This window comes from Micromonospora humi (genome assembly GCF_900090105.1).
GTDB lineage: Bacteria > Actinomycetota > Actinomycetes > Mycobacteriales > Micromonosporaceae > Micromonospora > Micromonospora humi.
In genome coordinates, this window is record NZ_FMDM01000005.1 from 214,088 (window position 1) to 232,003 (window position 17,916).

A 17,916-nucleotide genomic window follows, 5' to 3' on the forward strand; every position below is an offset into this window, starting at 1 on the left:
TGAGTCTGATAAGGGTTAACAGTGACCGATACTCCCGAGTCCACCCCGAACGAGCCGGAGACCCCGGAGACACTGGCCGCGGTCGTCCAGCACGACCGGATCGAGCCGGTCGGCCTCGAGGTCGAGATGCAGCGCTCGTACCTCGACTACGCGATGAGCGTCATCGTCGGGCGGGCCCTGCCGGACGTCCGGGACGGGCTCAAGCCGGTCCACCGCAAGATCCTCTACGCCATGTTCGACTCCGGCTACCGGCCGGACCGCGGGTACGTGAAGTGCTCCCGCGTCGTCGGCGACGTGATGGGCCAGTTCCACCCGCACGGCGACTCGGCCATCTACGACGCGCTGGTCCGGATGGCGCAGCAGTGGTCGCTGCGCTACCCGCTGGTCGACGGCAACGGCAACTTCGGCTCGCCCGGAAACGACCCGGCCGCCGCGATGCGCTACACCGAGTGCAAGCTCGACCCGCTGGCCATGGAGATGCTGCGGGACATCGACGAGGACACCGTCGACCTGCAGGACAACTACGACGGCCGGGCCAAGGAGCCCACCATTCTGCCGTCGCGGATCCCGAACCTGCTGATCAACGGCTCCGAGGGCATCGCGGTCGGCATGGCCACCAAGATTCCGCCGCACAACCTGCGCGAGATCGGCGCGGCGGTGCAGTGGTGCCTGGAGCACCCGGAGGCCGACGAGTCCACCACCCTCGAAGCCCTGCTGGAGATCGTCAAGGGTCCGGACTTCCCGACCTACGGCCTGATCGTCGGGCAGCAGGCCATCCAGGACGCGTACCGGACCGGGCGGGGCTCGATCCGGATGCGCGCGGTGGTCGAGGTGGAGGAGGACAAGCGGGGCCGGCCGGCGCTGGTGGTCAGCGAGCTGCCCTACCAGGTCAACCCGGACAACCTCGCCGAGCGGATCGCCGAGCTGATCAAGGAGGGCAAGCTCGCCGGCATCGCCGACATCCGGGACGAGTCCTCCGGGCGTACCGGCATGCGGATCGTGCTCGTGCTCAAGCGCGACGCGGTCGCCAAGGTGGTGCTGAACAACCTCTACAAGCACACCCAGCTCCAGGAGACGTTCGGCGCCAACATGCTGGCGCTCGTCGACGGGGTGCCGCGCACGCTCAACCTGGCGCAGTTCATCCGCTACTACGTCGAGCACCAGATCGAGGTGATCCGCCGGCGGACCGCGTTCCGGCTGCGCAAGGCGGAGGAGCGGGCGCACATCCTGCGCGGCCTGTCCAAGGCCCTGGACGCGCTCGACGAGGTCATCGCGCTGATCCGGCGTTCGCCCACGGTGGAGGACGCGCGGCAGGGTCTGATCCGGCTGCTGGAGATCGACGAGGTCCAGGCGACCGCGATCCTCGACATGCAGCTGCGCCGGCTGGCCGCGCTGGAGCGGCAGCGGATCCTGGACGACCTGGCCAAGCTCGAGGTGGAGATCGCCGACCTCAAGGACATCCTGGCCAAGCCGGAGCGGCAGCGGAAGATCGTCTCCGACGAGCTGGGTGAGATCGTCGCGAAGTGGGGCGACGACCGGCGCACCAAGATCATCCCGTTCGACGGCGAGGTCTCGATGGAGGACCTCATCGCCCGCGAGGACGTGGTCGTGACGATCACCCGCACCGGGTACGCGAAGCGGACGAAGGCCGACCTCTACCGGTCGCAGCGTCGTGGCGGCAAGGGCGTGAGCGGGGCGACGCTCCGGCAGGACGACATCGTGAGCCACTTCTTCGTATGCTCTACCCACGACTGGATCCTGTTCTTCACGAACAAGGGTCGGGTCTACCGGGCGAAGGCGTACGAGCTTCCCGAGGCCAGTAGGGTGGCCAAGGGCCAGCACGTGGCCAACCTGCTCGCGTTCCAACCGGACGAGCAGATCGCGCAGATCATCGAAATTCCGAACTACCAGGTGGCGCCCTACCTGGTACTGGCCACGAAGAACGGCCTGGTGAAGAAGACGCGGCTTGAGGAGTTCGACTCCAACCGTTCCGGCGGCATCATCGCGGTCAACCTGCGCGATGAGGACGAGCTGGTCGGTGCGGTCCTGGTGGCGCCGGAGGACGACCTGTTGCTGGTGTCGAAGAACGCGCAGGCGATCCGCTTCAACGCCACCGACGAGGCGCTGCGTCCGATGGGCCGGGCCACCTCGGGGGTGATCGGCATGCGCTTCAGCGGAGAGGACGAGTTGCTCGCCGTCGAGGTCGTCCGGGAGGGTCTGGACGTCCTGGTCGCGACGAACGGGGGATACGCGAAACGCACCCCGATCGAGGAATACCCGGTCCAGGGCCGGGGAGGTAAGGGCGTGTTGACTGCGAAGATCACCGAGCGACGCGGTGGTCTGGTCGGCGCGGCCGTGATCGATCCGGAGGACGAGCTGTTCGCCATCACGAGCAACGGCGGCGTCATCCGGACTCCGGTGAAGCCTGTACGCCGTACGCGTGACCGGAACACAATGGGGGTCAAGCTGATGGACCTCCCGGACGGCGTGACTATCGTGGCGATTGCTCGCAATGCCGACGAGCCTGACGAACAGGACTAGTTGATGACGGAGACACAGGCGAAGTCGGGGAACAAGGGGACCTCGGCCACCCCGGTCGAGGAGGAGGCCGCGCAGGGCGGTACACCAGCTACCGGCCGCGCGGCCGTGGGCCGGGCCACGGTCCCCGCCGACGCGCCTGCCCCGAAGTTCACCCGGGCCCCCGGCATGGCCCCGCCTCCCGACAAGCCGGGCGAGGACTCCGGGTCCCGTGAGTCGACCGAGACCAAGATCGACGCGCCGACCTCGGCCGACGGCCTGGCGGCTCCGGTCGCGGCGAAGCCCGCCACGAGCGCACCGCCGACCAAGGCGACCGCGTCCGCGCGCCCGTCCACCGGGACGACCGGCACACAGCCGCGCATCGGCGCCGGCCTGGGCACCGCCCCGAAGGCGACACCCGAGGCCGCCCGCCCGGCCGGCCCCGGCGCCGCCCAGGGCCGCCCCGCCAACGGTGGCGGCCTGCCGCCGGGCATCGGCGGCGCGGCGGCCGTCGGCGCGGCGCGGGTGGGTGAGGCGGTACGCGCCGCGCGTACCTCGGTCAGCTCGGCCGCGTCCCGCGGACCGCGCCGGGCCCGGCTGAACCTGAAGCGGATCGACCCCTGGTCCGTGATGAAGTTCGCGTTCGCGGTCTCCGTGGTGCTCTTCATCGTGGTGGTGGTCGCCACCTCGGTGCTCTACCTCGCGCTCGACGCGATGGGTGTGTTCAAGAGCGTCAACGACAGCCTGACCGACCTGGTGAACGCCGGCGGCGGCCAGGGCGGCGGTGGGGGCTTCCGCGTCACGGCCAAGGGCGTGATCCTGACGTCGGCGCTGATCGGCCTGGTCAACGTCGTGCTGTTCACCGCGCTGGCCACGCTGAGCGCGTTCGTCTACAACGTCTGCGCCGACCTGGTCGGCGGGATCGAGCTGACGCTCGCCGAGCGGGACTGATCCGACGACGCCGGGGCGCCGCGTAAAGCGGTCGCCCCGGCGTCTCGCGTCCGGGTAGGTTCGTGATGTCGGCAGGTGTTTCCGCCACGGGCCCCCCGATTTGGGCGCGCTGGCGGCGATGGGTTAACCTTGCTCGTCGCTACGCGGGGCTATAGCTCAGTCGGTTAGAGCGCAGAGCTGATAACTCTGAGGTCGCTGGTTCGATTCCAGCTAGCCCCACCGCACATCGTCCGACGCCAGTCGAGCGCGAGGGGTCAAGCCCATGTTCAAGAAGCTCCTGATCCTTGCCGGCATCGTCGGCGTCGCCGCCGTGGTGGCCAAGAAGGTCAAGGCCTCGAACGACGAGCGTGCCCTGTGGCACGAGGCCACCACCGCGCCCGACCTGCGCTGAGCCTGACACCCGGGCGGTTTCCGCCCGGCACGGGGCCCTAGCTCAACTGGCAGAGCACTGCCTTTGCAAGGCAGGGGTTAGGGGTTCGAGTCCCCTGGGCTCCACCAACCGATCGCATAGTGGACACCAGGCCGCATATTCCTGTGACCCGCGGTATGTTCATGCCGCTCGTGGTCGATCAGGGAGAGTCATCACGTGGACACCATCGCCCCCCGGGGTTTCCGTGCGTTCGTCGGCAACGCGGGGCTCAAGGACGAGGGCGACGACTTCGCCGCGCTGATCTCGGAAGTGCCCTCGGTCAGCTCGGCGGTCTTCACCCGGTCCCGCTTCGCCGGTCCCAGCGTGACGCTCAGCCGCTCGGCGCGTACGTCGTCGGCCCGTGGCGTGGTGGTGCTCGCCCGTAACGCCAACGTCGCCACCGGCGACGAGGGCATGGCGAACGCCCGCGAGGTCCGGGCGATGACCGCCCGGGCGTCGGGGTTGGATCCGGACGACCTGTTGATCGCGTCGACCGGGGTGATCGGACGGCAGTACCCGATGCCCCGGGTGCGGGCGCGCCTCGCCGGCCTGCGCGGGCCGTTCCCGCCGGCGGACTTCGACCGGATCGCCGCGGCGATGATGACGACCGACACCCACCCGAAGGTGTCGCGCTCGCGGTGCGGCGCGGCCACCGTCGTGGGAGTCGCCAAGGGCGTCGGCATGATCGAACCCAACATGGCCACGCTGTTGACCTTCTTCTGCACCGACGCCGAGATCGCCCCGGCGGACCTGGACCGGGTGTTCCGCGCGGTCATCGACCGCACCTTCAACGCGGTGAGCATCGACACCGACACCTCCACGAGCGACACCGCGGCCGTCTTCGCCAACGGGCTCGCCGGGCCGGTCGACCTCGACGGGTTCGCGGAGTCGCTGCACAGCTGCGCCCTCGACCTGGTGCGGATGGTGGCGCGCGACGGCGAGGGTGCCAGCAAGCTGATCGAGGTCCGGGTGACCGGTGCCCGCGACGACGACCAGGCCAAGCGGGTCGGTAAGACGGTGGTGAACTCACCGCTGGTGAAGACCGCCGTGCACGGTGCCGACCCGAACTGGGGGCGGGTGGCGATGGCGGTGGGCAAGTGCGAGGAGGACGACGACATCCGGCCGGACCGGGTGCGGATCGGCTTCGGCGGCCTGGAGGTCTTCCCCGCCCCGGCGACGGACGAGACGTTGCGGCGGTTGCAGGAGCACCTGCGCGGCGACGACGTGGTGATCGAGGTGGACCTGGGGATCGCCGCCGGCGCGTTCACCGTCTACGGCTGCGACCTGACCGAGGGATACATCCGGATCAACGCCGACTACACCACCTGACGCGGCCGGGGTGGCACCCTCCGTGGGAACCACCCCGGCACCGTGCTGCGGTCAGCGCGCCGCCAGCAGGAAGATGCCGGCCAGTGCCAGGCCGACGCCCGCCCACTGCACGCGCGTGGCCCGCTCGCGCAGCACCACCCGGGCCAGCACCAGCGTGCTGATCGGATAGAGCGAGGCCAGCAGGCCCGCCACCGAGAGGTAGCCCTCGCGGACCGCCACCAGGTAGAGCACGCTGGAGAACATGTCGAGCGCGCCGGAGAGCAGGGCGAGTCCGGCGGTCGGTCGGGACAGCCGGGCCGGCCAGCGGCCGACCGGCCAGAGGACCGCCAGCATGGCGAGCGAGGCGCACCGGGCGGCCACCAGCGGCCACAGCCCCGACGTGTCCCCGGTGCGGGACAGCAGCACGAAGAAGAGCCCGAAGCCGGCGCCCGCCGCCAGGGCGCCGGCCACGGTGCGCAGAGCCGGCCGACGGCGGGAACCCTCCTCGGCCGGAGCCACCGACACGCACGGGATGGCCACGATCCCGCAGGCCAGCCCGACCGCCGCCGTCGTCGACACGGTCTCGCCGGTGCCCACCCCGACCAGCACGGGCAGGATCGCGGCCATCGCCGCGGTGGTCGGCGCCACCACGCTCATCGTCCCGTGCGCCAGCGAGTGGTAGAGCAGCATGGCGCCGACGCTGCCGGCCAGCCCCGCCAGCGCCCCCCAGACCAGGTCGCCGGTGCCGAAGCCGGCACCGCCGACCAGCCCGACGAACAGGACCGCGGTGAGCAGCCCCGCGGCGTTGGACCACAGCACCACCGTGACCGCGGCCGCGCGTTTGGTCGCGATACCGCCGACGAAGTCGGCGGACCCGAGCACCGTGGCCGAGGCCAGGGACAGGAGAATGCTGAACAACGGTTACCCTCGCCTTCAGGGGTGGGAGGTCAGGTAGCCCCCCATGGTGCGGAAGTAGGCGCGTGCCGGGACCTCCGTCCCGTCCTCGGTGCGCACCCGCTCGATCACGAGGCCGTGGTCGCGTCCGCTGTGCGCCTCCGGCCCGCAGACCACCACGACTCCCTCACCCTCGGGGCAGAAGATCCGGCCGGGCGTACCGCCGTATCTCTTGCGCGAGACCGAGGCGGAGGTCACCCGTAGCCGCGTGTCGCCGTGGTACGCGAAGGCGTTCGGGTAGGGATCGCTCTGTGCGCGTACCAGGTTGGCCAGCCGGTCGGCCGGCCAGTACCAGTTGATGCGACTGTCCTCGACGGACCGCTTGTGGAAGAAGGTCGCCTCGCTCGGATCCTGCCGGATCCAGGTGGTGGTTCCACCCTCGATGAGGTCGAGGGCGGCCAGGGTGATCTCGGGGAAGATCTCGATGGTCCGCGCGAACAGGTCGGTGACGGTGTCCTTCTCGCGAACCGGCACGCGCTGCTGCAGCACGATGTCCCCGAGGTCGAACTCGTCGTTCATGAAGTGGACGGTGACCCCCACCTCGCGCTCGCCGTTCAGCACCGCCCAGTTCAGCGGGGCGAAACCACCGTACCGGGGCAGCAGGGCGTCGTGGATGTTGATCGCGCCGTGTCGGGCCAGGCCGTAGACCCGGGACGACAGCCAGGTGCGCCAGTCGGACGAGACGATGATGTCCGCAGCCAGCTCGTCCATCCGTTCGACGACCTCGTCGTCGTTGGCGTACCTGCGGACCAGGAGGGGCAGTTGTCGTTCCGTCGCGAGATCCGCGACGGAGTCGCTCCAGATGGTCTCGTACGCGTGGTCGCTCTCCGGGTGGGTGATCACCTGGACGACCTCGTGCCGCGAGTTCAGCAGCGCTTGCAGGACCCGGTGTCCCCAGGTCTGGTAACCCATGAAGACCACTCGCATGTGCTTCTCCGTTCCTGTCGTCAGGCCGTCCGGCCACCGGTGAGGGGCAGCGACCACACGTACGCGAACGCGGCGCCCGCCCGGTGGTCGAACTCGTCCCCGGCTTCGTACGTGGCCAGGCCCCGGTTGTAGCGGGAGTGCGGCGACTCGCGGCTGACCACGGTGCAACCGCCCTTGTAGAGGTCGAGGACCACCTCGCCGGTCACCGCCGGCTGCAGGGTCGCGACGAAGGCGTCCAACGCGCGGCGCAGGTCGCTGAACCAGTAGCCGTAGTAGACGAGCTCGGCGTAGCGCAGCGCGAGGCCCTGCTTCTGGTGCAGCGTCTCCCGGTCGAGCACGAGCGACTCCAACTCGGCGTGCGCGGTCATCAGCACGGTCGCCGCGGGTGCCTCGTAGATGCCCCGGGTCTTGAAGCCCACGATGCGGCTCTCGGTGATGTCGATCCGGCCGACACCGTGCGGCGCGGCCAGGTCGTTGAGCTGCCGGACCAGGTCCGCGAGCCGCAGCTCGACACCGTCCAGGCTGACCGGGACACCCTCGACGAACCCGATGCGGACCCGGGCGGGCTCGTCCGGCGCGTCGCGGGGGTCACGGGTCAGCTGCCAGGCCTCCACGGGCGGCGGCAGCGTGATGTCGTCGAGCTCCCCGCACTCGATGCTGGTGCCCCAGACGTTGGTGTCGATGCTGTACGGCTTCTCCTTGCCGACCGGCACGGGGATCCCGTGCTTGTCGGCGTACGCCAGCTCGTCGTCCCGGCTGCCGAGTTCCCAGTCGATGACCGGTGCCAGCACCTTCAGCGTCGGATCGAGCGCGGTCACGCTGGTGAAGAAGCGGACCTGGTCGTTGCCCTTGCCGGTGGCGCCGTGCGCGACCGCGTCGGCACCCACCTCGTGGGCGAGTTCGACCATGCGCTGCGCGATCAGGGGCCGCGACAGCGGGGCGGCCAACAGGTACTTGTTCTCGTACCGGGCGTGCGCCTGGAGGGCGGGCAGCGCGAAGTCGGCCAGGAACCGGTCGGTCAGCGGTTCGGCGTGGACCGCCGAGGCACCGGTGCGCAGGGCGCGGTCCCGCACGTCGGGGACGGACTCCAACTGGCCGATGTCGGCGCAGAAGGCGATCACCTCCGCGTCGTACCGATCGCGCAGCCAGTGCAGTGCCACCGAGGTGTCGAGGCCACCGGAGTAGGCCAGAACGATCTTCATCACTGCTCCCTGTCGGTCTGGGCGGCGAGGGCGCCGTCGAGGGTGGCGGCGAGCGCCTTGTCCAGCGGTGCGCCGGCCGCCACCTCCGCGGCGCAGCGGAAGGTCGCGCTCCGGGCGGCGGCGATCGCGTCCCGACGGGCGCCGGCCCAGGCGCGGTGACCGGCCGCGCCCTCCCGGATCTCCTCGGCGACGCCACGGACGCTGTCCGCGGAGGTGCCGCCGGCGCTGGTGTAGCCGTTGACGGCGTTCCTCGGCGCCAGAAGGTCCCGCAGTACGGGGACGGGCACGGGGTGCCCCTCCTCGGCGACGAGCTGGGCCACCAGCTCCACGTCGCGCAGGGTGGCGCCCCGGCCGATCAGCTGGCCGACCACCCGGCCGGCCACGTGGTGGGATTCGCGGAACGACAGCCCGACGTCGGACACCAGGTGGTTGGCCAGCTCGGTGGCGGTCGAGAAGTTGTCCCAGCACAGCTCCTCGCCGCGCTGCGGGTCGAAGCGCAGCGTCCGGGTCTGCGCCTCGACGATGCGGAGAGCGGACAGGTACGTGTCGATGCTCTGCCAGAGGAAGGGTTTGTCCTCCTGGAGGTCGCAGCTGTATCCGAGCGTGACGCCCTTGACCGCGGTGAGCAGCTGCACCAGGACCCCGGCGGTCCGCCCGGCCCGGCCCCGCACCAGCTCCGCGACCACCGGATTCTTCTTCTGCGGCATGATGGAGCTGCCGGTGGTGAAGGCGTCACCGACCTCGCAGAGCCGATATTCGTGGCCGCTCCACATGACGATCTCCTCGGCCATCCGGGAGAGGTTGTTGCCGCCGAGGGCGAAGGCGGCCGCCGCCTCGATCATGTGGTCGCGGGCGCTGGTCGCGTCGAGGGCGTGGGTGAGCACCCGGTCGAAGCCGAGCAGTCGGGCCACGGCGTCCCGGGCGAGGTCGAACGAGGTGCCGGCCAGTGCACAGGCGCCCAGCGGCGACTCGTTGACCCGGTCGAAGGTGTCCCGGAGTCGCCGTACGTCGCGCAGCAGGGCGCTGGCATGGGCGGTGCGCCAGAAGGCCACGCTGACCGGTTGCGCGGCCTGGCTGTGGGTGTAGCCGGGCAGGACGGTGGCCAGGTCCTCGTCGTCGATCGCGGCGAGCAGGTCGATCAGGTCGAGGTTGGCGGTCACCGCCTCCAGCAGCACCTCGCGCAGGTACATGCGCGCGTCGGTGGAGACCTGGTCGTTGCGGGACCGCGCGGTGTGCATCCGCCCGCCGACGTCCAGGCCGAGCTTCTCGATCACCATCTGTTCGATGTTGAGGTGCACGTCCTCGTACTCGGGCCGGAGCGTGAGGGTGCCGTCGTGGTGTTGCCGGTCCAGGCTCGACAGCGTCTCCACGAGGGATCGTGCCGCCTCCTCGGGCACGATGCCCTGCCGGGCGAGCAGCAGCACGTGGGCGACGTTCTGCCAGAGATCGTGGGGGACCAACCGCACGTCGATGTCGACGGTGAGGGTGTAGTCCAGCACCTCGGGGGTGATGTCCTCGGCGAAGCGACCGCCCCAGAGCTTCTGTGTCATTTCCTGTTGCCTCTCCGGCCGTTTCCGGCCATGGTCAGGACCGAGTGAGGATTGTTTTTGCGCAGGCGTCATCGATTCCGTGCGGATTCCGCACGGAAGGGAGCCGGAAAAGGAGAGCGGCGGCTTTTCGGTGGAAGTCAGACAGCCACGAAATAATGGTGCACATCGTTGAGCTCCCACATCCTGGGAGGATGCGGGAGTGGTGATGCCCGATGTCGATCAGAGTTCATGCCGCGACTGCCGCGCAGGTTCTTTCGCATCAACACCCCGTGTGTCGCGCTTGTGCCCTCCGCCGCCGACGTCAGGGTCGGCCTCCTGGGGGCGGGCGGGCTTGATCACCTCATCGCTGATCGTAATGCCGCGGTGGCCTTCGGCAACCGGCCTCTCGGAGTGTGAGACGTCGGCATCTTTACTCGGAGTTTCCCGTCACGCAGCTGAAAGCGTGAATATCCGGAATTGTGTGGCTCGTGGATCGCCGCTTCGTCCGGCATTCCCATTGACAATTTCCGACCACGTGTCGAGCATGTGAGCGGCCCGTCCCCATCGGACCGGGTAATGGTGCCGTCGACGCTCACGAAGGGGCCGGAGCCGGATGACGCTGACAGAGGACACTCGCACCCACTTCACCATCGACGTGTCCGCCGGGGTGGCGGTGGTGGAGTTCTCCGAGGGGCACCGCCACAACATGTGGTCGATGCCGCGAATGCGGGCGCTCACCGCCACGATGCGCGAGCTGGGCGACTCCGACGTCCGAGCGGTCGTGCTGTTCAGCGGTGCCGGCCGGTCGTTCGGGGTGGGCGGCGACTTCCACGAGACGTCCACCTTCCGCGGCGGCGCGGAGGTCGACGACTGGATCGACCACATCACCGACCTCTACGTCGCCTGCCTACGGGTGAACCGGCCGGTGGTGGCCGCTGTCGACGGCTACGCCATCGGCATCGGCCTGCAGCTCGCGTTGACCGCCGACTACCGGCTGGGCAGCGACCGGAGCCTGCTCAAGATGCCGGAGTACCAGCTCGGCATCGCCTGCACCTTCGGCGGTTTCATGCTGGAACGGTCCGTCGGGCGGGCGGTGATGCAACAGATGCTCATGTCCTGTGAGGAGTGGCCGGCGGAGCGGAGCCTGCGCGACCACCTTCTGCACGAGGTGGCCCCGGTCAGGCAGCTTCGCGAGGTCGCGGTGGACCGGGCCCGCAGGTTCGCCGACTACCCGACCGCCGGCTTCCGCAGTACCAAGCCCTTCGTCAACGCCGAGTACGTCGCGGGCCTCGAACGGCTGCGGGTCATCGGCAAGGAGGCGCACCGCGCGGCGTTCGCCGCCGGGGAGGCACAACGCACCATGCGCCAGGTCATCGGCGCGGACCGCTGAACGACGGACGGGAGCAGGTCGGATGGCGACAAGCAGATGGATCGTGGTCGGCAACGTCGATCTTCCCGGGCTGGCGCATCTGGCCGAGAGGCATGAGGTCGGCGATCTGACCGTCTACCGCGCCGGCGTCTCCGGCAGTTGGCCGAGCCACCCACCCGTGGCGTGCGACGTCCGGACGATGTCGCTCGTCGCCGCGCCGCCGCCGGCCCCGGCCCCGGCGGCCGGGGAGCCGCCCCGCATCCGCATCGACGAGGACGGCGTGACGGTCAGCGCCTCGGTGCTCAACGAGGACCCGGTGCACGTGGCGGTCAACCGGGCCCGCGGCGGCTTCGCCTACTTCACCGACCCGCTCCTCGCGCCGCTGATCCTGCCGGCCCTCGGCCTGCCCGTCGAGGTGCGCGACGACCCACCGGCGGTGGCCGGCGACGAGACGCTGCTGCGGCACGTCCACCGGGTCCCGTTCGGGGCGGTGCAGGAGACGCGGCGTCACCGCGACGGCTGGACGACCCGAACCACCATGCCCGACGATCCACTCCGGCATCTGCGCCGCCCGACCCGGGCCGACGGGCAGGCCGCCGGCCGGGCGCAGCTGGAGGCGCTGCGGGGCGAGATCCGGCGGATCGCGGCGGGCCGGCCGGCCGCCGGGTTCGCCACGCTGCTCTCCGGCGGCATCGACTCCGGCAGCGTGACCATGCTGGCCGCGGCCGAAGGGCTGCCGGTCACGCCGTACAGCGCGGGCACGCCCTGGGGTGACGAGTTCGATGACGCCGCGGAGCTCTGCGACCACCTCGGTCTGCCGCTGACCCGGATCGACCTGTCCGAGGAACGGATCCTCGCCGCCATCCCGCAAGCCGTCCGCGGGCTGTGCGTCACCACGCCGGAGGTGGTGGAGGTGGCGCTGACCGCCACCGCCCTGTACGGCGGCACCGAGATCGCCGCGGGCGAGGTCGTGCTGACCGGGTACGGCAGCGATCTGATCAACGCGGGCCTCTACCGACCGTTCCGCGGCCCCGACGAGCTGATCGACCAGACGTTGGACTCGGTGCACCAGACCCGGTTCACCAACGAGCTGTCCAGCCGCCTGCCGCTGGCGTACGGGCGGGAGGTCCACCATCCCTTCTGGAGGTGGCCGGTCATGCGGGTGGCGCTGGACACCGCGCCCTCCGCCAAGGTGCACGGCGGGCGGGAGAAGCACCACCTCCGCCTGGCGATGAGCGAGCACGTGCCGCACCAGATCGCGTGGCGACGCAAGACCGCCGTGCACCACGGCGGCGGCCTGCAGGCCGGAGTGGCCAAGCTGCTGACGGCCGACGCTCCCGGAGTCGACCGGGAGGCCGTCTACCGGGCCTGTTTCCGGGAGCTGGTCGCGGCGGCGGCGGACGGCAGGCCGGACGGCTGGGACCCGCTGCGCCTGTACGAGCGCGCCGTGGCCGCGGCCCGTCGCTGACCCGGCCGGAGCGCCGTCCGCAGACCTTCCACCCGCAGAGGAGACGATCATGAGCCTCACCCCGTCCGGGCTGGGCACCGTACTCGACCTCGGTCCCACCGGGGAACTCGCCGACGCCTGCCGACGCGCGGCGACCGGCACCGGCGTCGCGCTGGTCCGCGGCCTCGACCTCGACGAGCGGCGCTTCCAACGGTTCGTCCACGACCTCGGCGACACCGTCGACCACAAGTTCGGCGAGGGGCGCGCGGACCTGCTCCAGCTGAACGCCTCCGCGGAGGACGGCAAGGTGGTGACCGGGCGGGGACCGCTGCCGTTGCACACCGACGGTCTGCTCGTCGGGGAGCGGACCGACCTGATCGTCCTGTACGCGTCGCGGTTCGCCGACCGGCCCGGATCCGGCGAGACCACCGTGTGCGACCAGCTCTCCGCCTGGCGGGAGATGCCGGACGACCTGCGGGAGGTCGTGGAGCGGACCGGGTTGGAGTATCTGGTCGAGGAGCGGGGCTACTTTCCCACCGTCCCGGCGGACTGGTACGAGATCCCCACGGTGCGCGACTACGGTCGAGTGCGCTCCCTCAACCTGACCCTGCGGTTCCCGCCGGGTGTCCCCCGGGGCTGGCAGGTGCGGGTCAGGGGCGCCGACGAGGCCACCTCGGAGCGTTTCTTCGCCCGGCTCGGCGAGTTCCTGCACCGCCCCCGCTACCTCTACCAGCACTCGTGGCGGGTCGGTGACCTGCTCGTCATCGACAACCAGCGGACCCTGCACGGGCGCACCGCGATCAGCGACGAGGGCGTACGTCTGCTGCTGCGGGGTCAGGTCACCCTCGCCGCGACCCGGGTCGGCCGATGAGCGTGCTGTACGACGCCGTCCGGCAGGTCGCGGAGGAACGCGGCGACCGTGTCGCGGTGCGTGCCGCCGACGGCCGGGAGACCTCGTACGCCGCGCTGATCCGGCTGGTCGACCGGCTGACCCACGGTCTGTCGACGGTCGGGGTGGCACCGGGCGACGTGGTGGCCACCCGGTTGACGAACAGCCCCGGGTACGTGGGTCTGATCCTCGCCCTGGCCCGGTCGGGCGCGGTGCACGTGCCGATCAGCGTGTCCGCCGGGCCGGACTCGGTGGACTGGTCGGTCGGTCGCAGCACGCCGCGGCTGCTGGTCGCCGAGCCCGGCCACGCACCGCCGACCCGTCGGGTGGAGACGGTGGTGCTGGACGACCTGCTCGCCGGCGGGGCGGCGCCGGGCGCGCCGAGCGTGCCGGGCGGGCGCGCCGGGCTGTTCCGGCTGCTGGAGACCACCGGCTCCACCGGGTTTCCGAAGCTGGTCGGCTGGCGGCAGGTCGACCTGCTGGCGGACCGGGTGGCCTGGCTGTCGTACCTCGGGATCACCGCGGACGACGTGTTCCTGACCATGCATCCGTTGGACGTGGCGCACGGCGCCGACGTACACCTGTTCCCGGCGCTCCTGGCCGGTGCGCGGCTGGTGCTCTCCGACCCGGGGGCCCCGCCGCACCACCTCCTCGACGACCTCGACCGGTCGGGCGCCACGGTGTTCAGCGCGCTGCCCCGCCACTACGAACTGCTCGCCGGGCACGGCCCCCGGGACCTGTCCCGGCTGCGCCTGCCGCTCTGCGGCGGGGCGTACCTGAGCCCGGAGGTGATCACGCGGGCCCGGGACCGCCTCGGCATCCGGATCCGGCGGATCTATGGTTCGACGGAGTTCGGCATCGTCCTGGGCAACCTCGACGACGTGCCGCAGGAGGACCGCGGGATGCGCCCGCTGCCCGGGGTGGAGGTGAGCCTGGAGCCGCTGGTCGCCGGCGCGCCCGAGGTGGGGGAGATCCTCGCCCGGTCACCGCACACGAGCATCGGCTACCACGGGGACGCGGCGGCGACCGCGCACGCCTTCCAGGACGGCTGGTACCGCACGGGGGACGTGGCCGAGCGCACTCCTTCGGGGGAGTTCCGGGTGCTCGGCCGTGCCGCCGACGCGCTTGCCGCCGACGGCGGCGGCGTGCGGTTCGCACCGCAGGTCGAGGCCGCGCTGCAGGCGTGCGGGCCGGTGGGTGAGGCCGCCGTGCTGCCGCCGCTGCCCGGATCGGAACCGTTCGTCGTGGTCACCGGCGTGGTGGGGGTCGACGTCGCGGCCGTGCGGTCGGCCGCGGAGGGCGTGCTGGGAGAGCAGGGGCTGGCGATGCCGGTCCGGGTGGTCGAGCGGATTCCGCACACCCCGGTCGGCAAGCTCGACAAGCCCCTCATCCGGCGGCGTCTCGGTTAGGGGTACGGCTCGACCGGGTGTTGTATGCAAGCCCGTGCTTGCCTATTGTGGTGGGCGTGGGCGATGTCTACCAGGCACTGGCCGACCACACCCGCCGCCTGATCCTCGACGAGCTGACCGAACGCGACGGTCAGACGCTCTTCGAGATCTGCGGCCGGTTGGCGACCAGGCACCGGGTCGGCTCGTCCCGGCAGGCGATCTCCCAGCACCTCGATGTCCTGGAGGCCGCCGGCCTGATCGTCACGCGGCGGCAGGGTCGCTACAAGTTCCACCACCTCGACACCCGCCCGCTGCGGTCCATCACCGAGCGATGGCTCAGGTCCGAACCCACCGAGGAGACGCCATGAGGATCAACCTGACGAGCGTGTACGTCGACGATCAGGCGAAGGCGCTGCGCTTCTACACCGAGGTGCTGGGCTTCCGGAAGAAGACGGACGTGCCGACCGGCGAGCACCGCTGGCTGACCGTCGTCTCGCCGGACGCGCCGGACGGCGTCGAGCTGCTGCTGGAGCCCGACGCGCACCCGGCCGCCAAGGCGTTCAAGGAGGCGCTGGCCGGCGACGGCATTCCGCTCACGCAGTTCGCGGTGGACGACGTCGCGGCCGAGCACGAACGGCTGCGCGGCCTCGGGGTGCTGTTCACCCAGGAGCCCGTCGACATGGGCCCGGTGGCGACCGCGGTGTTCGACGACACCTGCGGCAACCTGATCCAGATCGCGCAGTACAAGTAGCGGCGTCAGCCCAGCCGGTCGAGCAGATCGCGGCTGCGGCTCACCACCAGCGCGGTCGCCTCCGCGTCGTACGACGGGAGCGAACTGTCGGTGAACAGGTGCCGGTCGCCGGGATAGACGAACAGGTCGCCGCGCTCGGGTCCGACGATGGACACCAGCTCGCGAGCGGCGTCGACGTCACCCTCCAGCCCGAAGAACGCGTCGCGCTCCATGCCGTGGACCTGCACCGCCACGCCGTCGGGCCAGGGGCCGATCGCCCACTCCCCGGTGACCGGCAGGCAGGCCTCGTAGAGCAGGGCGGCGCGGGCACCGGGCCGGGTCTGGGCGAGGCGCTGGGCGATGGCCGCGCCCCAGGAGACGCCGGCGTAGACGAGATCGGGGCGCAGGTCGGCGGCGATCCGGTCGGCGCGTTCGTCGAGGACGTCGCCGCCGATTCGCTTGGTGAGCGCCGAACCCTCCTCGAGGCTGGCCGGCAACTCGCCGTCGAAGAGGTCGGGCACGTGCACGGTGTGCCCGCCGGCGCCGAGCGCGTCGGCGAGGGCGCGGATGCCTTCGGTGCGCCCCTGCAGGTGGTGAAGGAGGAGGATCTCGGCCATCTCTAGACTCCTGACTGTCGGACCAGAATCATCGAACGAACCAGAATCTTAGAACGGTCGAGAAATGTCGGTCAATCAGCGGATCCCGGACTACGACCTCGACGACCTGCTCGTGGTCACCGCACCGGCACAGCTGCGCGCCCTCGCCGACCCCCTACGCGGCACCCTCCTGGAGCTGCTGCTGGAGCGCGCCGCCACGGTGAACGAACTCGCTTCCGCCGTCGACCGCCCCAAGAGCAGCGTGGCGTACCACGTGAACCAGATGGTCGACGCCGGCCTGCTGCGGGTGGTGCGCACCCGCCGGGTCCGGGCCATCGAGGAACGGTTCTACGGCCGGGTCGCCCGCACCTTCTACGTCGGCGCGCTCCGCCGACCGGAGGACAAGCAGGTCGTGGCGGGCATCAACGGGCTCGCCGAGGCCGCGGCCGAGGCGGCCGCCGCGCACGCCGCCGACGAGCTGCGGTGCACGCTCGTGCACGCGCGGATCCCGATCGAGGACGTGCGGGCGTTCTGGGCCGAGGTGCAGGCACTGGCCCGGCGGTTCGCGCAGATCCCCCGCGCCGGCGACCAGGTGTACGGCTTCGCCGCCGGGCTCTACCCCACCGACGCGCCCACGCTCCCCGACCCGGACGCCGCTCCCGAGACGCCGGCAGCCGGCGGGGGCGCGCCGGAGCGGGAACCCGGCGCAGGCTAGCGTCGGAGCGTGAGCACCGGATCCCCCCGCGTCCTGCCGGCCGGCAGCGGCATCGACGAGGCCGCCGCCGTCCTGCGCGCCGGTGGGCTGGTCGCGTTCCCCACCGAGACGGTCTACGGGCTGGGCGCGAACGCGTTGGACGCCCGCGCCGCCGCGCGGATCTTCGAGGCGAAGGCCCGGCCCAGCTTCGACCCGCTGATCAGCCACCTGGCCGACGCCGCCGACCTGCCCGGGCTGGTCGGCGCGGTACCGCCGGCCGTGGCCGCGCTGGTCGAGCGGTTCTGGCCCGGCCCGCTCACGCTGATCGTGGACCGGCCCGCGGCGATCCCGCCGATCGTCACCTCCGGCCTGGAGACCATGGCGGTGCGGGTGCCCGACGAACCGGCCGCCCGGGCGCTGATCGCCGCCGCCGGGGTGCCGGTCGCCGCACCGAGCGCCAACCGGTTCGGCCAGCTCAGCCCCACCCGGGCCGAGCACGTGGTGACCGGGCTGGGCAGCGCGGTGGACGTGGTGCTCGACGGCGGACCCACCCGGTGCGGCATCGAGTCGACGATCGTGGACGCCCGGGGCGAGCGGCCGGTGGTGCTCCGGCTCGGCGCGCTGCCGGTCGAGGCGCTGATCGAGGCGGTCGGCCCGGTCGAGGTACGCCAGGGCAGCTCCGGCCAGCCGGTCGCGCCCGGGACACTGGCCGCGCACTACGCCCCGCGTACCCCGTTGCGGTTGGGCACGGCGGCCGAGCACGACGGCGGCCGGCAGGGATTCCTGGCCTTCCGGGAAGCACCGGCGGAGGGCGACTGGGCGGCGGTGGAGGTGCTGTCGCCCGACGGCGACCTGACCGCCGCCGCCGCGCGCCTCTTCGACGCGCTGCACCGGCTCGACGCCGCCGGCGTCACCGGGATCGTGGCCGAGCCGGTGCCCGACGAAGGGGTCGGGCGGGCGATCAACGACCGGCTGCGCCGGGCCGCCGCGACCTGGCACTGAGCGC

General features: G+C 71.4%; 17 protein-coding genes and 2 tRNA genes. 14 read left to right on the top strand and 5 right to left on the bottom strand.

Annotated elements, in window-relative coordinates; all coding sequences use genetic code 11:
* Positions 1-21: 21 nt before the first annotated feature.
* The 6 genes from gyrA (at position 22) to argJ (ending at position 5,206) form a co-directional block, all read left to right on the top strand.
* Positions 22-2,541 carry a DNA gyrase subunit A gene (gyrA, locus tag GA0070213_RS11720; protein WP_091061894.1) on the top strand — a complete coding sequence of 840 codons (2,520 nt, stop codon included), beginning with the start codon at positions 22-24 and terminating at the stop codon, positions 2,539-2,541.
* A 3-nt stretch (positions 2,542-2,544) separates the two neighbouring features.
* Positions 2,545-3,468 (top strand): DUF3566 domain-containing protein, encoded by a 924-nt coding sequence (locus tag GA0070213_RS11725; protein ID WP_091061895.1) that lies wholly within the window; start codon positions 2,545-2,547, stop codon positions 3,466-3,468.
* Positions 3,469-3,613: 145 nt separating this feature from the next.
* Positions 3,614-3,687, top strand: a tRNA-Ile gene (locus GA0070213_RS11730).
* A 43-nt stretch (positions 3,688-3,730) separates the two neighbouring features.
* Positions 3,731-3,859, top strand: coding sequence for a DLW-39 family protein (locus GA0070213_RS31850; RefSeq protein ID WP_013283222.1), 129 nt, complete (start codon positions 3,731-3,733; stop codon positions 3,857-3,859).
* Positions 3,860-3,890: 31 nt separating this feature from the next.
* A tRNA-Ala gene (locus GA0070213_RS11735) sits at positions 3,891-3,966 on the top strand.
* An 88-nt stretch (positions 3,967-4,054) separates the two neighbouring features.
* Positions 4,055-5,206 (top strand): bifunctional glutamate N-acetyltransferase/amino-acid acetyltransferase ArgJ, encoded by a 1,152-nt coding sequence (gene argJ, locus GA0070213_RS11740; RefSeq protein WP_091061897.1) that lies wholly within the window; start codon positions 4,055-4,057, stop codon positions 5,204-5,206.
* A 51-nt stretch (positions 5,207-5,257) separates the two neighbouring features.
* Here argJ and GA0070213_RS11745 read toward each other — a convergent pair whose 3' ends face one another.
* From GA0070213_RS11745 to argH, 4 genes are read right to left on the bottom strand one after another with little or no spacing between them, the layout of a single operon-like run.
* Complete coding sequence (locus GA0070213_RS11745) at positions 5,258-6,103, bottom strand: DMT family transporter (RefSeq protein WP_091061899.1); 846 nt, start codon at positions 6,101-6,103, stop codon at positions 5,258-5,260.
* A gap of 15 nt (positions 6,104-6,118) precedes the next feature.
* Entirely contained in the window at positions 6,119-7,066 is a 948-nt protein-coding gene (locus GA0070213_RS11750) for a methionyl-tRNA formyltransferase (protein WP_091061901.1), read from the bottom strand.
* Between the two features lie 20 nt (positions 7,067-7,086).
* Positions 7,087-8,268 (bottom strand): argininosuccinate synthase, encoded by a 1,182-nt coding sequence (locus GA0070213_RS11755; protein ID WP_091061902.1) that lies wholly within the window; start codon positions 8,266-8,268, stop codon positions 7,087-7,089.
* The gene (argH, locus tag GA0070213_RS11760) at positions 8,268-9,818 is read right to left on the bottom strand and encodes an argininosuccinate lyase (RefSeq protein WP_175441302.1); all 1,551 of its coding nucleotides are present in this window, start codon (positions 9,816-9,818) and stop codon (positions 8,268-8,270) included. The genes GA0070213_RS11755 and argH overlap by 1 nt, the downstream gene beginning before the upstream one ends.
* A gap of 592 nt (positions 9,819-10,410) precedes the next feature.
* Here argH and GA0070213_RS11765 point away from each other — a divergent pair.
* From GA0070213_RS11765 to GA0070213_RS11790, 6 genes are read left to right on the top strand one after another with little or no spacing between them, the layout of a single operon-like run.
* A complete protein-coding gene (locus tag GA0070213_RS11765) occupies positions 10,411-11,187 on the top strand; it encodes an enoyl-CoA hydratase/isomerase family protein (protein WP_091061906.1) in 777 nt (258 codons plus the stop codon).
* Positions 11,188-11,209: 22 nt separating this feature from the next.
* Positions 11,210-12,634 (top strand): asparagine synthase C-terminal domain-containing protein, encoded by a 1,425-nt coding sequence (locus tag GA0070213_RS11770; protein WP_091061908.1) that lies wholly within the window; start codon positions 11,210-11,212, stop codon positions 12,632-12,634.
* Between the two features lie 49 nt (positions 12,635-12,683).
* Complete coding sequence (locus GA0070213_RS11775; RefSeq protein ID WP_091061910.1) at positions 12,684-13,484, top strand: TauD/TfdA family dioxygenase; 801 nt, start codon at positions 12,684-12,686, stop codon at positions 13,482-13,484.
* Positions 13,481-14,911, top strand: a complete 1,431-nt coding sequence (locus GA0070213_RS11780) for a class I adenylate-forming enzyme family protein (RefSeq protein ID WP_091061912.1) — start codon at positions 13,481-13,483, stop codon at positions 14,909-14,911. Before GA0070213_RS11775 ends, GA0070213_RS11780 begins: the two co-directional genes overlap by 4 nt.
* Before the next feature lie 44 nt (positions 14,912-14,955).
* Positions 14,956-15,258, top strand: a complete 303-nt coding sequence (locus GA0070213_RS11785) for an ArsR/SmtB family transcription factor (RefSeq protein WP_175441323.1) — start codon at positions 14,956-14,958, stop codon at positions 15,256-15,258.
* The gene (locus tag GA0070213_RS11790) at positions 15,255-15,641 is read left to right on the top strand and encodes a VOC family protein (RefSeq protein ID WP_091061914.1); all 387 of its coding nucleotides are present in this window, start codon (positions 15,255-15,257) and stop codon (positions 15,639-15,641) included. Before GA0070213_RS11785 ends, GA0070213_RS11790 begins: the two co-directional genes overlap by 4 nt.
* A 5-nt stretch (positions 15,642-15,646) precedes the next feature.
* On the opposite strand, the gene GA0070213_RS11795 is transcribed toward GA0070213_RS11790, so the two are convergent.
* Positions 15,647-16,237 carry a dienelactone hydrolase family protein gene (locus GA0070213_RS11795; protein WP_091061916.1) on the bottom strand — a complete coding sequence of 197 codons (591 nt, stop codon included), beginning with the start codon at positions 16,235-16,237 and terminating at the stop codon, positions 15,647-15,649.
* A 64-nt stretch (positions 16,238-16,301) separates the two neighbouring features.
* On the opposite strand from GA0070213_RS11795, the gene GA0070213_RS11800 reads away from it, so the two are divergent.
* Entirely contained in the window at positions 16,302-16,931 is a 630-nt protein-coding gene (locus GA0070213_RS11800; RefSeq protein ID WP_091061918.1) for a winged helix-turn-helix domain-containing protein, read from the top strand.
* 33 nt (positions 16,932-16,964) lie between these two features.
* Entirely contained in the window at positions 16,965-17,912 is a 948-nt protein-coding gene (locus tag GA0070213_RS11805) for an L-threonylcarbamoyladenylate synthase (protein ID WP_091062395.1), read from the top strand.
* Positions 17,913-17,916 lie beyond the last annotated feature (4 nt).

Coding starts and splice junctions, on each gene's coding strand:
- GA0070213_RS11725 (WP_091061895.1), top strand. CDS start 2,545: ATGACGGAGACACAGGCGAAGTCGGGGAACAAGGGGACCTCGGCCACC.
- GA0070213_RS31850 (WP_013283222.1), top strand. CDS start 3,731: ATGTTCAAGAAGCTCCTGATCCTTGCCGGCATCGTCGGCGTCGCCGCC.
- GA0070213_RS11750 (WP_091061901.1), bottom strand. CDS start 7,066: ATGCGAGTGGTCTTCATGGGTTACCAGACCTGGGGACACCGGGTCCTG.
- GA0070213_RS11755 (WP_091061902.1), bottom strand. CDS start 8,268: ATGAAGATCGTTCTGGCCTACTCCGGTGGCCTCGACACCTCGGTGGCA.
- argH (WP_175441302.1), bottom strand. CDS start 9,818: ATGACACAGAAGCTCTGGGGCGGTCGCTTCGCCGAGGACATCACCCCC.
- GA0070213_RS11765 (WP_091061906.1), top strand. CDS start 10,411: ATGACGCTGACAGAGGACACTCGCACCCACTTCACCATCGACGTGTCC.
- GA0070213_RS11770 (WP_091061908.1), top strand. CDS start 11,210: ATGGCGACAAGCAGATGGATCGTGGTCGGCAACGTCGATCTTCCCGGG.
- GA0070213_RS11775 (WP_091061910.1), top strand. CDS start 12,684: ATGAGCCTCACCCCGTCCGGGCTGGGCACCGTACTCGACCTCGGTCCC.
- GA0070213_RS11780 (WP_091061912.1), top strand. CDS start 13,481: ATGAGCGTGCTGTACGACGCCGTCCGGCAGGTCGCGGAGGAACGCGGC.
- GA0070213_RS11790 (WP_091061914.1), top strand. CDS start 15,255: ATGAGGATCAACCTGACGAGCGTGTACGTCGACGATCAGGCGAAGGCG.
- GA0070213_RS11795 (WP_091061916.1), bottom strand. CDS start 16,237: ATGGCCGAGATCCTCCTCCTTCACCACCTGCAGGGGCGCACCGAAGGC.
- GA0070213_RS11800 (WP_091061918.1), top strand. CDS start 16,302: ATGTCGGTCAATCAGCGGATCCCGGACTACGACCTCGACGACCTGCTC.